The 15,609-nt window shown below is 39.5% G+C and carries 18 protein-coding genes; 10 read left to right on the forward strand and 8 right to left on the reverse strand.

The window, feature by feature from the left end; genetic code table 11:
* Positions 1 to 459: 459 nt before the first annotated feature.
* Positions 460 to 966 carry a universal stress protein gene (locus N521_RS18455; RefSeq protein ID WP_035392544.1) on the forward strand — a complete coding sequence of 169 codons (507 nt, stop codon included), beginning with the start codon at positions 460 to 462 and terminating at the stop codon, positions 964 to 966.
* Positions 967 to 1,013: 47 nt separating this feature from the next.
* Here N521_RS18455 and dat read toward each other — a convergent pair whose 3' ends face one another.
* Entirely contained in the window at positions 1,014 to 1,868 is an 855-nt protein-coding gene (gene dat, locus N521_RS18460) for a D-amino-acid transaminase (protein WP_035392546.1), read from the reverse strand.
* 295 nt (positions 1,869 to 2,163) lie between these two features.
* On the opposite strand from dat, the gene N521_RS18465 reads away from it, so the two are divergent.
* Positions 2,164 to 3,018, forward strand: a complete 855-nt coding sequence (locus N521_RS18465; RefSeq protein WP_035392549.1) for a polysaccharide deacetylase family protein — start codon at positions 2,164 to 2,166, stop codon at positions 3,016 to 3,018.
* Between the two features lie 38 nt (positions 3,019 to 3,056).
* Here the strand turns inward: N521_RS18465 and N521_RS18470 are convergent, their stop codons facing one another.
* The 3 genes from N521_RS18470 to N521_RS19585 all read right to left on the reverse strand — a co-directional run bounded on the left by N521_RS18470 (position 3,057) and on the right by N521_RS19585 (position 5,172).
* Positions 3,057 to 3,788 (reverse strand): NAD-dependent protein deacylase, encoded by a 732-nt coding sequence (locus tag N521_RS18470; protein ID WP_026050067.1) that lies wholly within the window; start codon positions 3,786 to 3,788, stop codon positions 3,057 to 3,059.
* Positions 3,789 to 3,817: 29 nt separating this feature from the next.
* Positions 3,818 to 4,906, reverse strand: a complete 1,089-nt coding sequence (locus N521_RS18475) for a mechanosensitive ion channel family protein (RefSeq protein WP_017360337.1) — start codon at positions 4,904 to 4,906, stop codon at positions 3,818 to 3,820.
* A gap of 164 nt (positions 4,907 to 5,070) precedes the next feature.
* Positions 5,071 to 5,172 carry a YhdX family protein gene (locus N521_RS19585; protein WP_017360338.1) on the reverse strand — a complete coding sequence of 34 codons (102 nt, stop codon included), beginning with the start codon at positions 5,170 to 5,172 and terminating at the stop codon, positions 5,071 to 5,073.
* A 306-nt stretch (positions 5,173 to 5,478) separates the two neighbouring features.
* On the opposite strand from N521_RS19585, the gene N521_RS18480 reads away from it, so the two are divergent.
* Genes N521_RS18480 through N521_RS18490 form a run of 3 tightly spaced genes read left to right on the forward strand, consistent with a single transcriptional unit; the run spans position 5,479 to position 6,962 of the window.
* Complete coding sequence (locus N521_RS18480) at positions 5,479 to 6,195, forward strand: glycerophosphodiester phosphodiesterase (RefSeq protein WP_035392551.1); 717 nt, start codon at positions 5,479 to 5,481, stop codon at positions 6,193 to 6,195.
* Positions 6,195 to 6,596 carry a fluoride efflux transporter CrcB gene (crcB, locus tag N521_RS18485; RefSeq protein ID WP_017360340.1) on the forward strand — a complete coding sequence of 134 codons (402 nt, stop codon included), beginning with the start codon at positions 6,195 to 6,197 and terminating at the stop codon, positions 6,594 to 6,596. Before N521_RS18480 ends, crcB begins: the two co-directional genes overlap by 1 nt.
* A complete protein-coding gene (locus N521_RS18490; RefSeq protein WP_017360341.1) occupies positions 6,597 to 6,962 on the forward strand; it encodes a CrcB family protein in 366 nt (121 codons plus the stop codon).
* Here N521_RS18490 and N521_RS18495 read toward each other — a convergent pair.
* Positions 6,959 to 7,351 (reverse strand): hypothetical protein, encoded by a 393-nt coding sequence (locus N521_RS18495; protein WP_017360342.1) that lies wholly within the window; start codon positions 7,349 to 7,351, stop codon positions 6,959 to 6,961. The genes N521_RS18490 and N521_RS18495 overlap by 4 nt on opposite strands.
* Before the next feature lie 89 nt (positions 7,352 to 7,440).
* On the reverse strand, positions 7,441 to 8,823 hold the full coding sequence (locus N521_RS18500) for a hemolysin family protein (RefSeq protein WP_017360343.1): 1,383 nt from the start codon (positions 8,821 to 8,823) through the stop codon (positions 7,441 to 7,443).
* Between the two features lie 335 nt (positions 8,824 to 9,158).
* On the opposite strand from N521_RS18500, the gene N521_RS19500 reads away from it, so the two are divergent.
* Complete coding sequence (locus tag N521_RS19500; protein WP_076821966.1) at positions 9,159 to 9,599, forward strand: MerR family transcriptional regulator; 441 nt, start codon at positions 9,159 to 9,161, stop codon at positions 9,597 to 9,599.
* Positions 9,600 to 9,657: 58 nt separating this feature from the next.
* Positions 9,658 to 10,989, forward strand: coding sequence for a hemolysin family protein (locus tag N521_RS18510; RefSeq protein WP_007497105.1), 1,332 nt, complete (start codon positions 9,658 to 9,660; stop codon positions 10,987 to 10,989).
* Positions 10,990 to 11,028: 39 nt separating this feature from the next.
* Here the strand turns inward: N521_RS18510 and N521_RS18515 are convergent, their stop codons facing one another.
* Positions 11,029 to 11,631, reverse strand: coding sequence for a lysophospholipid acyltransferase family protein (locus N521_RS18515; protein ID WP_017360344.1), 603 nt, complete (start codon positions 11,629 to 11,631; stop codon positions 11,029 to 11,031).
* 386 nt (positions 11,632 to 12,017) lie between these two features.
* On the opposite strand from N521_RS18515, the gene N521_RS18520 reads away from it, so the two are divergent.
* Genes N521_RS18520 through N521_RS18530 form a run of 3 tightly spaced genes read left to right on the forward strand, consistent with a single transcriptional unit; the run spans position 12,018 to position 13,838 of the window.
* The gene (locus tag N521_RS18520; RefSeq protein ID WP_008348979.1) at positions 12,018 to 12,509 is read left to right on the forward strand and encodes a sigma-70 family RNA polymerase sigma factor; all 492 of its coding nucleotides are present in this window, start codon (positions 12,018 to 12,020) and stop codon (positions 12,507 to 12,509) included.
* Positions 12,502 to 13,560 (forward strand): anti-sigma factor, encoded by a 1,059-nt coding sequence (locus N521_RS18525; RefSeq protein WP_024719964.1) that lies wholly within the window; start codon positions 12,502 to 12,504, stop codon positions 13,558 to 13,560. The genes N521_RS18520 and N521_RS18525 overlap by 8 nt, the downstream gene beginning before the upstream one ends.
* Complete coding sequence (locus tag N521_RS18530) at positions 13,548 to 13,838, forward strand: hypothetical protein (protein WP_008348984.1); 291 nt, start codon at positions 13,548 to 13,550, stop codon at positions 13,836 to 13,838. The genes N521_RS18525 and N521_RS18530 overlap by 13 nt, the downstream gene beginning before the upstream one ends.
* Before the next feature lie 239 nt (positions 13,839 to 14,077).
* On the opposite strand, the gene N521_RS18535 is transcribed toward N521_RS18530, so the two are convergent.
* The gene (locus N521_RS18535) at positions 14,078 to 15,478 is read right to left on the reverse strand and encodes a branched-chain amino acid transporter BcaP (protein WP_024719963.1); all 1,401 of its coding nucleotides are present in this window, start codon (positions 15,476 to 15,478) and stop codon (positions 14,078 to 14,080) included.
* Positions 15,479 to 15,609 lie beyond the last annotated feature (131 nt).

A 15,609-nucleotide genomic window follows, 5' to 3' on the forward strand; every position in this document is an offset into this window, starting at 1 on the left:
TCACATGCTTTCACTCCTCTTCATTTAGTTGTTGATGCATTCCATTATTTCGATATACGAAATGTATACAACAAAAAAAGAGGCAACCAGCTGACTGGTACGCCTCTTTTATACATGATAAAAAGGCGCATGTTGACAAATACGCAACATACGCCTTGATTCATCCGATCAATTGGAACATACGAGTCCCTTTTCAATGACCAATGAAGGTGTAATTGTCACGTGAATCAACCCATTCATGCAGTTTGATTTCATTCTTCCAATGATGTTGCACATGACATTTCCTCCTTTTGGCTCTTGAATCTTTTTTTATCTTATAGTGGCTGTCACTATTTTGTCAATAAATATTTTTCAATAAATGAAATTTTCTAACAAAAAGTTCACACCCTTTATGTGTATCTTTTTCAGATATCGGGTATACCATGAACGTATAGACTCCTTTTGAAAGGAATGAGGACATTGTTTCAAGCTGATCGGATGGTCGTTGCGTTTGATGGACATGAAGACAGTAAGAAAGCATTAAAGAAGGCAATCGCTTTAGCCAAAACGTTGCATGCCAAGCTGACCGTTGCCTACGCTCATGATGGGAAATCCAGCAGACAGGTTTTTGATGCACCTCGCCCAATGACTGGCGGCGCTTATATCGGAGGCGGCATGGCAGACCTTCAAACACCCCCTGTGTATGTACCTCATGATGAACAGCAAAGTCCCTTGATTTTTGAAGATCATACAGAAGAGGTCGTTGCAGAAGCAAGAATGCTGTTAAATGAAGAGCAGTTTGAAGCTGCGATTGAAATTGTTGAAGGGGAGCCTGCAGAAGCGATTATCGAATACGCTGAAAAGATTTCAGCAGACCTCATCGTCATGGGAGCACGTGACCAAAGCAGATTGAAAAAAATGCTCTTTGGCAGTGTGAGTGAAAAGTTATCGTCCAAATCAGATATACCTGTACTGATCGTGAAATAAATGTCATCACAAAAGGCTGTAAACATTGGTTTACAGCCTTTTTCTTTTTACGAAGAAATAGATGCTTCGCTTTCATGCTCAATTTTCTTCTGGAACCCTTCCTGTACACGCTTCGTGATCTCTCCTGGAACACCTTCCCCAACTGGCTGACCATCTATCTCTACAATTGGAATCACTTCAGCTGTCGTTGAACTGATGAAAATTTCCTGTGCATGCAAAAGTTCGTCTTTACTCATGCGGGTTTCTTCCACACGACATCCTTCTTCCTGACAAACCTCTAGCAGCTTTCTACGTGTAATGCCGTTTAAAATCAGGTTATTTGCTGGGTGTGTACGAATGACACCGTCAATGACGGCATACACATTCGAGGACGTTCCCTCTGTCACAAAGCCGTCTCTTATTAAAATCGCTTCAAACGCACCAGCTTCAGACGCTTTCTGCTTTTCCATGACGTTATATAAAAGGTTTAAGCTTTTAATATCACATCTTAACCAGCGAAGATCTTCAGACAATAGAGCTTTCGCACCAGCTGTCTGCTCTTGAATAGGCTTTTTCACTTGAAATGTATATGCCGTAATCTGAGGGGTAAGTGCACCATATTGATGTTTACGAGGTGCGACGCCTCGCGTGACTTGAATATACACGCCACCATCAATCACTTGATTATCTGCGACTAGCTTCTTCAAATTCTCTTCCATATCGGATACTGTACCTTGCAGATGAATGCCGATTTCCTTTGCACTCTTGAATAGACGCTCAGTATGCTCTTTTAATGTAAACAAAGTTCCATTATATACGCGGATGACCTCATAGACTCCGTCGCCAAATTGATAGCCTCTGTCTTCAATATCAACATGTGCATCTTTTTTTTCAATAAAATCCCCATTGTACAATACTTTCATATGGAATCTCCCCTTCGCTTCGCTTAATGGTTGAATCTGATGCTATCTTAGCGGATAAATGTAAACGTTTCAATGATTATTCAGAATTATTTCATATCCATTTGACTGGATAACCTTCTATTGTAACAAATATAGATTCATAACCAAAAAGATTCCAATTTTTTAGCATCTTCTATATTCATAGGCTCTTTTTTCCTGTATACTTACTCCATATGAGCACGACAAAAAACAGCGAAAAAAGACAGAATCCACTACATGATTCGACACAAACTACTGATTTATTGGAGCGATTGTAATGCAACGGGTTACGAAAAAACAGACACCTTCAAACACGATGCTGCTCTCAAAGGCAATTGGTCTAGTCATTCTGACATTGATTCTTTTTTTCATTTGGGATATATCTAAAACCAATATGCAGGCAGCAGATCAACCGAATGAAGTGTCTGCGAGCAGTCTATTTCGAGACACAAGTACAAGTCTGAAAGCAAAAGATGATTCGCCAAAAACATTAGATGCACATTTTAAGATCAATCCAAACAAACATGTAACGGATCAAACGATCTTTTTGACCTTTGATGATGGCCCCTCTGCTACATCAAATCAGCTGTTAGATGTGCTAAAATCACAGCAAGTGAAGGCCACATTCTTTATGCTCGGGCCGCAAATCAAAGAACACCCAGCAGCTGTGAAAAGACTTCATCAAGAAGGTCATCAATTAGGACTTCATGGCATCACACATGATGTGAAACGCTTTTATCAAAAAAGTGATTCTCCTGTAAATGAGATGAAAGAAGATCAACGTATATTGGCTTCTGTTACTGGTGAATATACACATCTTGTGAGAACACCTTATGGCAGTTCTCCAAACTTAACAGACCAGCAAAAAACACGTTTAAAACAAAAAGGCTTTGTATACTGGGACTGGACCATTGACAGTCTTGACTGGAAATATAAAAGCTCAAAATATGTACCAGAAGTATTAAATCAGCTGCAAGTGCTTGAAACCAAGTACCCGAAAGAGCCAAAAATCATCTTAATGCATGATCAGCCAGCTACCGCAAAATACTTAAACAGTCTGATCACACAATTAAAGGCGAAGGGCTACACGTTTGAAGTCCTTGATGAAACAATGAAGCCACTACAGCAATAAAGAAAACCCGCACCTGTTGGATGCGGGTTTTTTATGATTTATAAAGCATTCACAAGCTCGCCAATTCGTTCGTGAAAGACAAGATCAAACAGCGGATCGAATTCCGTTTCACTTAAATTCATCATGACCTTAAAGATGGAAGGATGATGAGCAGCATCTTCTGGAATATATCGTGCTGGTGCCACTTCTAAGGAAGTTCCCATGACGAGCAGCATGTCCGTTTGCTGGAGCGATTTCTCCACTTGATCAAAGTGCTTCACCATGTCTCCAAAAAGGACAACATCTGTTTTAAGTACTCGTCCACATGTGCGGCCGTCTGATGAAATCCGCTCACAAACCGGCACCTCTTCTTGTAATAAATAAGGCAGTTCGTATGTTGACCCGCATGATGGACATGTAGCTGTTTGAATGGAACCATGCAGTTCATACACATGCTGGCTTCCCGCTTTTTTATGCAGACCATCGATATTTTGCGTGAAAATATCCACGCGTTTTCCTTGCTTTTCTAAATTGGCTAAAAAAGCATGTCCAGCATTTGGCTCGTACTCTCCACTCATCTTCATTTGAAACAATTCTTTGAATTTCGGCCAAAATTGATGCGGATGTGATAAAAAGTAGGACCGGCTCATTGCCTCCATGCGAGAGGTATCTTCTGTCCATAGTCCACCCGTTGATCTAAAATCAGGAATTCCCGATTCTGTGCTCATCCCAGCACCTGAAAGGACTGTAATATGTGAGGCCTTTGATAATCTCTCTCTTAGCGCTGCCACTTTTGTTTGATCCAACCACCATTCCTCCTTTATTCACCGAGCTGTTTCTCACCTTTTTGTTTCATATAAATGGTCTGTCCAGGGAAAGCAAATTCTACCCCTTCTTCATGGAAGATATCAATAATGCGATAGTTAATATCCTGCTTAATATCCAGGTTTTCAGACCAAGCCGTTGTGTTTGTATAAAAGTTAAAGAATAAGTTTAAATAGCTGTCTGCCAGCACATCGAAATTCACCATAATCGTTTCCTTATGAACCCCATCATGCTCATAAAGCATTTGCTTCAGACGTTTGATGCACTTATCAATGTTTTCTTTCGGTGTATTGTAAGATACGCGAACGGAGAACGTAATTTGACGTTTATTCATTCTCGTCCAATTTGTGATCGGCTCCTTTGAAAGGGTCGAATTTGGCACGGTCACCACCGCTTCAGCAGGTGTTCTAAATTTTGTACTTCGGAAGGTAATGTCCTCTACAGTCCCAAGTACACTTGGAGTCTCTACAAAATCGCCCATTGTAAAAGGCTTCTCTGTAATAATCACAATTCCTCCAAAAAAGTTCGCCACTGTATCCTGTGCAGCGAGCGCAAAAGCAAGACCACCTAGACCAAGCCCTGCCACAAGTCCGTTCACATCATAATTAAACTCTTGTGCAATGACGCTAATACTCAGTGCAATAATAATAAAACGAAGAACCTTTGATAAAAATGGCGCTAAAATATCATCCATCTCTAATTCAAATTTTGAATTCACTTTTTGAAATAAGAAAGAAGAAGCTGCGGTTAGATTACAAAGTCCCCACGTCAGCATCAAAATAATAGAGGATCTATACAATTTGACAATGACATCCATATGGTGCTCAAAGTATGGGGCTTGTCTTAACGCAAAATATAAACCTAGTGCCACAAAAAACAGTCTCGCAGGTTTTTCAAACGCCACGACAATTTGGTTAATGACTTCGGTTTTAGACCGGTTTGTCAGCTTAAAGAGCAGGTGAAACAAGTATTTCGTAAATACTTTTCGAAGTAATAAAAAAAGCAATAAAATACAAAGGCTAATGCCTATTTGGATCGCAATATCGACTGTAAAATATGTATCCATCCATTTTTGTGTAAACATCTCTGTCTCTCTCCTTTAAAACAATCCTCTCTAGTTTATAATATAACCTTCGTTTATGTCCTCTCTTAAATGTCTGACCTCTATATAAAAAGCCTCGGGACCTATCCCGAGGCATGATGTTCAATTATGAAATTTTGGCTTGAGACATATCGACGGGCAGCAAACTACTTTTTCTTCTGAGCCTGATCAAGGAGAGTCGCTTTAAACATTTCAGCATCCGTTTCGGCCTTAATACGTTCTTCCACTCTAATTCTCCCTTTACCCAATCATCTCGCCTCCTTTTCATCATTATAAAACATCAGAATTTTCAGTCAACATGACGAAAGCACTAATATTTTGACGAACGCTGACGATTTGGACAAAATTGATCGAAGAAAAATTGATGTAATTCAGGTTTACTCAATCAAAGCTTGCTCTATTCCTGTAAACTTTTCAAAATGATACATCAAGCTTTTTCGGTACATGAGGTTCCATGATAATACGGCGCTCTTCTTCTCCATATAGTAAAGAAGGAAAAACACCAAAGCATTTGATATGATAAGACCAGAACTTATGTCAGGGAGCTGGAGCAAGTGTATATTATCGCACATAGAGGGTCATCAAGCGCCGCCCCAGAAAATACAATCGCTGCGTTTGATGTAGCTGTCGAGCAAGGAGCAGATTATATTGAATTAGACGTACAAATGACAATGGATCAGCACATCGTCGTCATCCATGATGATACCGTTGAGCGAACGACGAACGGAAACGGCTTAGTCAAAAGCTATACACTTGATCAGTTGAAAAAACTGGACGCAGGAAGCTGGTTTGACCAACAGTATACGAATGAACGAATTCCAACATTACAAGAAATTCTTGAAAGATACAGTCAGCGGATTGGAATATTAATCGAGATCAAACACCCAAAACGGCAGATAGGAATCGAAAAGGCAGTTGCCCGCATCATCAATCGGTTTGCCTATTCTCGTCATATCATCATTCAATCTTTTGATGTTCATGCACTGCAAAGAATCAAAGCGTTCGCCCCTTCTCTTCGCACAGCTTTGATTATAAAGCCTGATGCATTTAAACTAACGAAACGAAAGTTAACGACATACAGCTCGTTTGCAAATTGTCTTAATATGAAGAAAACGATGATCAATAAATGGTGGATAGATCGTATTCATTCATTCGGAATGGAAGTATTCATATGGACTGTAAAAGATCAAAAAACAGCGGATCGAATCAAAAAATACCCAATTGATGGTGTGGTAACGGATAACCCGCTATTTTTTCAAAAGGAGAAATGATGCAGATGAAAACTTATTTCGCCGTTTTTATCGGTGGATTGATTGGTACACTTTGCAGATATGAACTAAGCCAAACCGTCATCAGCCAGACATTCCCCTATGCAACGATGATTGAAAACATTTCCGGCAGCCTACTTCTTGGTTTTGCGACAGGATACTTTCTATTTCAGAAAGGGAAAAAATATCTTGCTGCTTTGATTGGAACAGGGTTTTGCGGCGGGTTTACGACCATGTCCACCTTTTCTAAAGAGACAGTTCTTCTGTTACAGGCAGGGCAGTTCAATTTAAGTATGATGTACATTCTGCTCTCAGTCATTGCTGGAGTAGCCGCTGCTTTAGCTGGCCTGATCCTTGCAGAACGGCTCTTTCATCAAAATAAGCAGCAGAAAGGAAGCAAATAAATGATTGTTTTTTATACAGCTGTAGCTGGAGGGATCGGCAGTGCATGTCGTTTCTTCATCAGCCAAACAATCCAGAAAACTCCATCCCATGCCCTTTTCCCGTACAGTATTATTTTCATTAATTTATTAGGTGCAGCCGGTTTAGGTTTTCTCACAGGCGCTGTAACGTCCAATCATCCACTGCTAGTGATCATAGGAACCGGTTTTTTTGGCGGCTTTACCACATTCTCTACGTTTAGTGTAGAATCTGCGACGATGCTAATGCAGCGCCAAATAGGAAAGCTTGCTGCCTATTTACTTGTGACAATTATCGGCTCTTTATGCCTTTTTGCGGCGTTTTATCAAATAGGACAACTTCTGTTTTAAATATCTGTGATGGCAGCTAGGCTGATGAGCAGTTGATCCATCAGCTGGCGCTTCATTAAAAATAGTGTCTTCTCACTATAGCCGATTTCGATTGCACATTTTGCCATGCGCCAATCTCGAAAATACTTATAATCAATGAGCTGCTGCTCTATTTCATCCAATTCTTTTAAAGCCGTTTCAATACAAGCAACAATCAGTTCATACTGACTTTTCTGCTCTTCTAATTTTTGACGTGCCATATGATGATGTTGGAGAGAACTTCGCTTTTCAAGCTGTCTTTCAATATTTAAAATGGCCGCTTGATAGTTCTTGAAATTTTTTAAATGAAACTCAATACGTTTCATTGAGGTTTTTTTCTCCGTGATACTTGCTGTTTCATACCAGAGCATGTCCATCCTCCTTTTACGAACGTTTGTTCTTATTATATACGAACATACATTCTTAAAAAAGAGGCTAAATACCTAAAAAAACCTTGAGCTTATTTTTCGCTCAAGGTCATTTCATTTACTAACAGTGGCTCTTTTATATCAAGCCCTGTTCGTGTATTTTCTTTTTCTGATGATGTGACGCCTTTTTTCAGGTCGATCTTTTTCACATAGCGTCCATCCATCTCCAAGACCTTCATCCGAATATCATCAAGATAAATGGATTGTCCTTCTCGGATATCAATGTTCTCATTTAAGATTAGCCCGCCTATCGTATCAATTTCTTCATCATGATATGACATTTCGATCAAATCTTGAACTTCCTCTAATCTCACTTTTCCATCTAATATATAATGATGCTCCGCTCTCTTTTGAATGACCGGCTGCTCATCTTCATCGAATTCATCTCGAATGTCTCCAACAATCTCTTCTAAAATATCCTCCGTTGTGACAAGTCCAGATGTCCCGCCATATTCATCCGTTAAAATCGCCATATGCATTCGATCGCGCTGCATTTTGACGAGAAGCTCTTGAATTGGAATCGTGTCAATCACTTCAATCACTGGATAAATATAATCTTGAAGCTTCAGTTGATCTTTTTCTCCTTGATACACAATATCTGCAAAGAGCTGCTTTTTGTTGAGCATGCCAATGACATGGTCTTTATCCCCTGAAAACACTGGGAAGCGTGTGTACTTTTCCTTTGTCATGATCGCCAGTATTTCGTCTAACGGCATATCTTCTGGAATCGCACAAATTTCTCTTCGCGGTATCATAATTTCTCTTGCGATTCGATTATCAAAATCGAATATCTTGTTCATATAATTATACTCTGATGAGTTGATTTCCCCATTTTTTAAGCTTTCAGATAATAAAATCTTTAATTCCTCTTCGGAATGGGAATGTTCTTTTTCAGACCCCATATCGATGCCCATCATTTTCGTTAGTACACGGGCTGACCCGTTCAACACATAAATAAAAGGGTACATAAGGATATAAAATGCATGCAGCGGTCCTGACAGCCAAAGCGTCATTTTTTCTGCCTTTTGTATGGCAAGTGTTTTTGGTGCAAGCTCGCCAACAACTACATGCAAAAAGGTAATAATAGAGAACGCAAGTGTTGCTGAGATCAGGCTGATTGCTGAATCAGGAATGTTTGTCAAACCAAAACCTCGAACTAAAAGTTCTTTTACTGCCGGTTTACCGATCCACCCTAAACCAAGGGATGTCACTGTAATACCGAGCTGGCAGGCTGACAAATATTCATCTAGCCTTGATGTCACCTTTTTCGCCATGATAGCCTTTTTGGACCCTTCGGCAACAAGCTGATTAATTCTTGAACTTCTCACCTTTACAATGGCAAATTCAGATGCAACAAAGAAAGCTGTTAAAGCAATCAAAACTCCGACTATACTCAGATTAACAATATCGTCCATTTAACCTTGCTCTTTCTTAGAAGAACAAGGAGTCACCTCCTGATTGATGATGTTGTCTTTTGCAAAACGGTTAACTGATTAAATAAGACTACTTTGAGGGCCCCACTTAACCACCTCCGGTTCACGTAAAATCCGTCTCTCTACATATATATGAAACGGTATTCATTTTATCTTACCATAAATAATCTGAAAATTCCTGTATCGCTACAGTATTTTAGAGATGACAACCTAAATTGATGGAAATGCCCTTTGTTTCTTCATATTGGCAGGAAATCTGAACAATTATCTTGTATTTCAGACTCGAATTATATTAAACTATTTTCATAAACTATAACGTGACGGTTAGGAGGAGATGTTCAGATGGGGCTGAGAAAAAGTATCGTATTGGTGAACTAGCACAGATTGCACAGGTGACGAAACGAACTGTAGATTATTATACGAATCTAGGGTTGCTTGCGCCTGTTAGATCTTGCTCTAATTATCGTTATTACGATGAACATGCTTTAAAACGATTACAATTAATCGTTCTTTGCAAACAGCAGAGATTGGCTCTTTCTGACATCAAATCCAGATTAGATGAACAATTCCCTTCTCAAAAGGAAGAACATGACGAACTTGTCCATTTAACCTCTGATATCGATCGGATGAATGAGCATATGGACCGCATTTTGGCACGTTGTAAGCAGCTTCAGCCAGAACAACGTGAAAAACTAAAAGAGCAGCTTACTCCTGAAAAAATGACGGCTGTCCAATCATTTTTACTGCTGTTAAGTTAAAATTTTTACTAAACAGGAGGTGTTACCTTCGTTCTCAAAGTCAGAACGAAGGCCTTAATTGGACATAGTGAATTTACTCATAGTTGCTTTACTTATAGCTTTAACCGCGTTTTTCGTTGCATCGGAGTTTGCGATCATTCGCTTAAGAAGCTCAAGAATTGATCAATTAATTGCAGAAGGTAATAAAACAGCAGTTGCTGTCAAGCACGTCACGACTCACCTTGATGAGTATCTGTCGGCCTGTCAGCTCGGTATTACCATTACCGCCCTTGGGATTGGTTGGTTAGGGGAAGAAACAATTGCGCACATGCTTGCTCCACTATTTGTAGAGCTGTCGATTCCTCAATCAGCCAGTCATATTGTCACTTTTATTATTGCGTTTAGTATTATGACGTTTTTACACGTCGTGGTTGGAGAGCTTGCACCAAAAACACTCGCCATTCAAAAGGCTGAGCAAGTGTCCCTTCTATTTGCTAGACCGCTTATGATTTTTTACAAAGTGATGTTCCCTTTTATCTGGGTATTAAATGGATCTGCTCGTTTGTTAACAAAAGCATTTGGTCTTCAACAAGTTTCTGAGCATGACATGGCGCACTCTGAAGAAGAATTGCGGATTATTTTATCAGAGAGCTATAAAAGCGGCGAGATTAACCAGTCTGAATTCAAATATGTGAATAAAATTTTTGAATTTGATGACCGTCTGGCGAAAGAAATTATGATTCCTCGTACCGAAGTTGTCAGCTTCCCGCATGATATTACGATTGAGGAAATGCTGAAAGTGACCAAGGTCGAGAAATATACACGTTATCCAATTGAAGATGGCGATAAAGACAACATTATCGGTGTTGTGAATATTAAAGAAGTACTCACTGCATGTATTAGTGGTGAATGTTCCACAAGTGATACGATCGAACATTTTGTAAACCCAATTATTCATGTAATTGAAACGGTTCCTGTTCATGATCTACTGCTTAAAATGCAGCGTGAGCGAGTACACATGGCCATTTTATCAGATGAATATGGCGGTACAGCAGGACTTGTAACAGTTGAAGACATCCTTGAAGAAATCGTCGGTGAGATTCGTGATGAATTCGATATTGATGAAATCAACGAAGTGCGTAAATTGGGAGAAGACCACTACATCTTTGATGGAAAGGTCCTTGTAGATCAAGTTAACCTGCTACTAGGTATTCAGCTTGATAACGAAGAAGTCGACACAATCGGCGGCTGGTTCCTTACACAAAAATATGAAGTCGAGAAAAATGACGCGATTCGTGAACAAGGCTATGAATTTATCATTAATGAAGTCGATGGACACCATGTGGCATACATCGAAGTCAAAAAACTAAACGAACAACTATTAGAAGCAGCTGAAGAAGGCGCTTCTTAAGAAAAAAACGACCCTTGCCTTAGCAAGTGGTCGTTTTCTTTATCCCTTTTCGATTAACTTAGCTTCAAGTTCTTTGATTCTTGTGTTTAATACTTCTGTCATCGCACCTAATCTTTCTTTTGGCGGCAGATGATCAAATTCAGACAGCTCAATCGGTTCACCAATAATTAAGCGCATTTTCCCCTTCTTAAAAAGGCTTTTTGCATTAGAAGGTCCTTTGTACGCTGCTGGAACGATTGGTGATTTGCCGAGCTGCGCAATCGTAACGGCCCCTCTTTTTAAAGGAACATCTTCTGTTGTACGTGTTCCGCTTGGAAAAATTCCAACGATTTTCCCCTCTTTTAATAATTTAATGGGCGTTTTAATACTGCTTGGCCCAGGATTCTCTCGATCAACTGGAAAAGCATGAATCTTCTTTAAAAATCCGCCGATCCATTTATTTGCAAACAATTCTTTTTTCGCCATGTAGTGGATCTCAAACGGAAGAATTCCTGCGCCTAATGCAAGAACATCCACAAAACCCTCATGCGTACAAGCAATGACAAACCCCCGGTCTGTTGGCAGATTCTCTTTTTGATATACTTTGATTCCGCCTCGGAGAGCAAAAAATGCTTTGACGGTATAGCCTGAAAATTTATACATAGTGCACTTCCTTTGTTTGAAGAATGAAGGATTTGTTTCTATTATAACAAATTTTTTATTACCTGGTACTAAAAATTTTCTCCTGTTGATAAAATAGAGACGGTTCACTAAAATCATCTTTTCACTTAAGATGACCGCTCCTTCTGTATTCAAGTATGTGTTTTTAGGAGAGAATAGAGGAAGAAATGTGTCCAAAATTGTCGTTTTTTGAGTTTTTTTCCTGATTTGTTCTATTGAAAACACTTTATAAATGATGCAAATTTCGCTATGATAAGGAGAAATGATTTTGATTCGGCGAAAGAGATGAGTAATGTACGGCCTATGAGAAGTTTCGTGCAACTTTATGCCTTTCTTATGCGTGTATAACATAGAGGGGAGAAAAATCAGTGACGATCGATGAAATTTATCAAATGTATATGAACGATGTTTACAGGTTTCTGCTCTCCATGACAAAAGACAAACATTTGGCAGAGGACTTATTGCAGGAAACCTTTATGCGTGCTTATATACATATTCATTCCTACGACCATAGCAAAGTGAAACCTTGGTTATTTCAGGTGGCACGAAATGCTTTTATTGATTATGTCAGGAAACATAAAAAAGAAGTGACCATATCGGATGATCTCATTGGCGGCCTTTTACAAACGTCTGTACAAAGTCCTGCTGAACAGATTGAAATAAAAGAAGTTCTCAACATGTATTTGGAGCAACTTCCAGATAACTACAAGGAAGCGTTGACATTGTATTATTTAAAAGAACTAAATTACAAAGAAGCATCCAAGGTCATGAATATTACTGAAGCAAATTTTAAAAGTGTTTTATTTCGTGCAAGGCAGCGCCTAAAAGCACTATATAACAGAGGTGTTAATGATGAATGAAGAGTTTAATAAGCGATGGGAACAATATAATAATGGCGAGATGAACGAGGAAGAAATGATGGCGTTTGAAGAAGAGCTGGAAGAAAATGAAAAACGCTTAAGCCAAGAACTGAATGACTCAGATTGGACAGACTTCTCCATCAGTCCTGAAAAACAAAAAGCCATTTTACAATACGGAAAAAGAAAGTCCTATTTACGTATTTCTGTGCTTGCTGTTATATCTACATTGATTATTTTACCGCTTTGTACACTAGGTAGTTATCTATACTACGGCGTTGGCGGAGCAGACAGTAAAGGCAATCATTTTATGGAAACGGCCGCTGTAACAGTCGCCCTAACAAAACCGAATGTCGCCATTGATATGAAGGATTTAAAAGGGCAAGTCAAACTATTTGGTATGAACACAGAACTTAAGCTGCAAAAACAAATTGGCAATAAAACAGAAGCCATCGGCAGTGAACAAATCGAAATGTTTTTCGATAAATTAAAGCAGCCTACGATCTCTTATTATGGCGACAGCGCACGTAATACGGAGGATTTCTTTACGCACCCTTCGTCTCAGGCAGATACATCTAAAAAACAAACACTCACTACTCTAGACAAGCTACCTGAAGGAACAGTGAGTGAAGTGTATGTATCCTATGACAAAGCATACACACCGAAAGACGTGTATTCATTTGCTAAAAAATATGATATGAAAGTGCTTTGGAATGCGATCAAAACAGAAGATTCATTAAGTGGAAATCAGCGTCCAATCGGTTTTCCCGGGAAAGACTCTGAATTTTTAAAAGAGCTTCAGCACACATCAAAAACAGAGGTTGATCAGTTCAAAGATGCCCTCGCCTATGTCAACCAGCATCCATCCTGGGCAAAAACGATCTCTGGCAGACCTGAACTTGACCTCTCTAACCGAATACGCTATATCAATCAAAATGGTGTCACGGTTTACGGTTCTGTTGTCACAGGTCCTTCTAAAGAAATAGAGAAATTTGTGAAGACAAAACGCATTAAAACGGCCAAAGTGAGCGAGGTGGAATTATGGAATTGGTAAGAATTTTTAAAGAGCATAATGTGTTTGGCTGGATTTCGGTCGGCACCGCTATTTTATCGCTGCTCATGCTGAACCTCGCCATTATCAGCAATGTGACATTTTATTCGTTTCAAATGCTTCCTTTTGCAATGGCCGCAGTTCCATTCGGTGTGATTGAACTGTTCATTAAAAAAGGCCGCACTGGACCAGGTTTCCTAGGCGTCGTTCTGAATATTTTTGTCATCGTTTGTGTCTATGCGATCGTCTCCATTGATGTCGATCTTCAATTAGGTTTTTAATACTAAAAAGCCAGTCATACTTGACTGGCTTTCAGATTGTTGACAAAGGGCTAAAATGTTGTTTATTTTAGCCCTTTGTCTTCTTTTCAGCGTGACCTGAAAACCTTTGCAGTCTATGAAGGACGAGTACTGGAGCGGAGCGAATTTGACATTCGTGAGCACCAGCGCGCAGAACTGACAAAGAATGCGAAGGTTTGTCTACACGCTGAGCCAGTCATACTGGCTTTTTCTGTACACTCTTATTTTTTGTTTAATTCGGAGTGCTTTCTTGAATATAAGAAATAGACAACAAGCCCAATGGCAAGCCAGATTAAGAAACGAACAAATGTGATGGTGCCAAGCTTATAAATGAGCAGTCCGCAAGATAGAATAGCCAAGATTGGAATGAGCGGCACTGCGGGGCATCTGAATGCTCTCGGTAAATCAGGCTGTGTTTTTCTCATGACAATGACAGCAACTGAAATCAAAATGAAAGCTGAAAGTGTTCCGATGTTCACTAGACTTGCCAGCTCATCAAGCGGAATGAATCCACCCATTAATGCTGACAATGTTCCAAAGAAAAGAGTATTGATATAAGGTGTTTTATGTTTTGGATGAACCTTTGAAAGAACCTTTGGTACCAAGCCATCACGAGACATGGCAAACATGACACGTGTTTGGCCGTACAGCATGACAAGCATGACCGTGGTCATCCCTAAAATCGCCCCAACATCTACAATACCCGCCACCCAATTTTGACCGGCTACTTGTAAAACAAGAGACACTGGATGGGATACTCCCTCAAAGTTCATAAATGGAACAATGCCTGTCATGATGGCACTGACTACCACATACAACATGGTACAAATCAATAAGGAAGTGATGATTCCTCTTGGCAAGTTGCGGGATGGATTTTTTGTTTCCTCTGCCGCAGAAGCAACTGCATCAAATCCGATAAATGCAAAGAATACGAGAGCTGCTGCACTTAACACGCCTGAAGTTCCAAAAGGAACGAATGGTGTCCAGTTTTCAGGTTTTACATATTTCACAGCGACTAAAATAAAGAGCAGAATCACCGCAATTTTCATAATGACCATAATGTTGTTGACTCGTTTTGATTCTTTAATACCGAAGTACAGCAAGAAGGTGATGATCATTAAAATAATAAATGCAGGAAGATTAAAATATGTCACTTGACCCTTTAAACCACCTGGTGCTGCTGTTAATTCAACCGGTATATGAATCCCTATCCCATTTAAAAACGACACAAAGTAGCCTGACCAGCCTGCTGAAACGGCACTAGCGGCTAGCATATATTCTAATATCAAATCCCAGCCAATGATAAACGCTAAAAATTCTCCCATAGATGCGTACGTAAATGTATAAACAGATCCTGATACTGGCACTGTGGAAGCGAATTCCGCATATGACAATGCCGCAAATAAACATGCAAGACCTGCAATCACAAATGATAAAACAAGTCCTGGTCCTGCTGTGACGGCGCCTGTACCTGTCAGAACAAATATCCCTGTACCGATAATCGCTCCAATACCAAGCATCGTTAAGTCAAATGAACCTAATTCCTTTCTTAACGCTTTTTCCCCTTGTGTTGCCGCAATTAGCTCTGAAATGCTCTTCTTTCTAAACAACGAATTGCTCATACCATCACTCCCAAAACTTAGTATCCGTCTAAAGACGCCACCACTTCGTAATTCACTTTATTTTCTGAATATTTAGATTTAATTTAGCGCAATAAATTGGTGGCGTAAAATTATTATATATGAAAATTAAA

The sequence above is a fragment of the Bacillus sp. UNC125MFCrub1.1 genome (assembly GCF_000701305.1).
Lineage (GTDB): Bacteria > Bacillota > Bacilli > Bacillales > Bacillaceae > Bacillus > Bacillus altitudinis.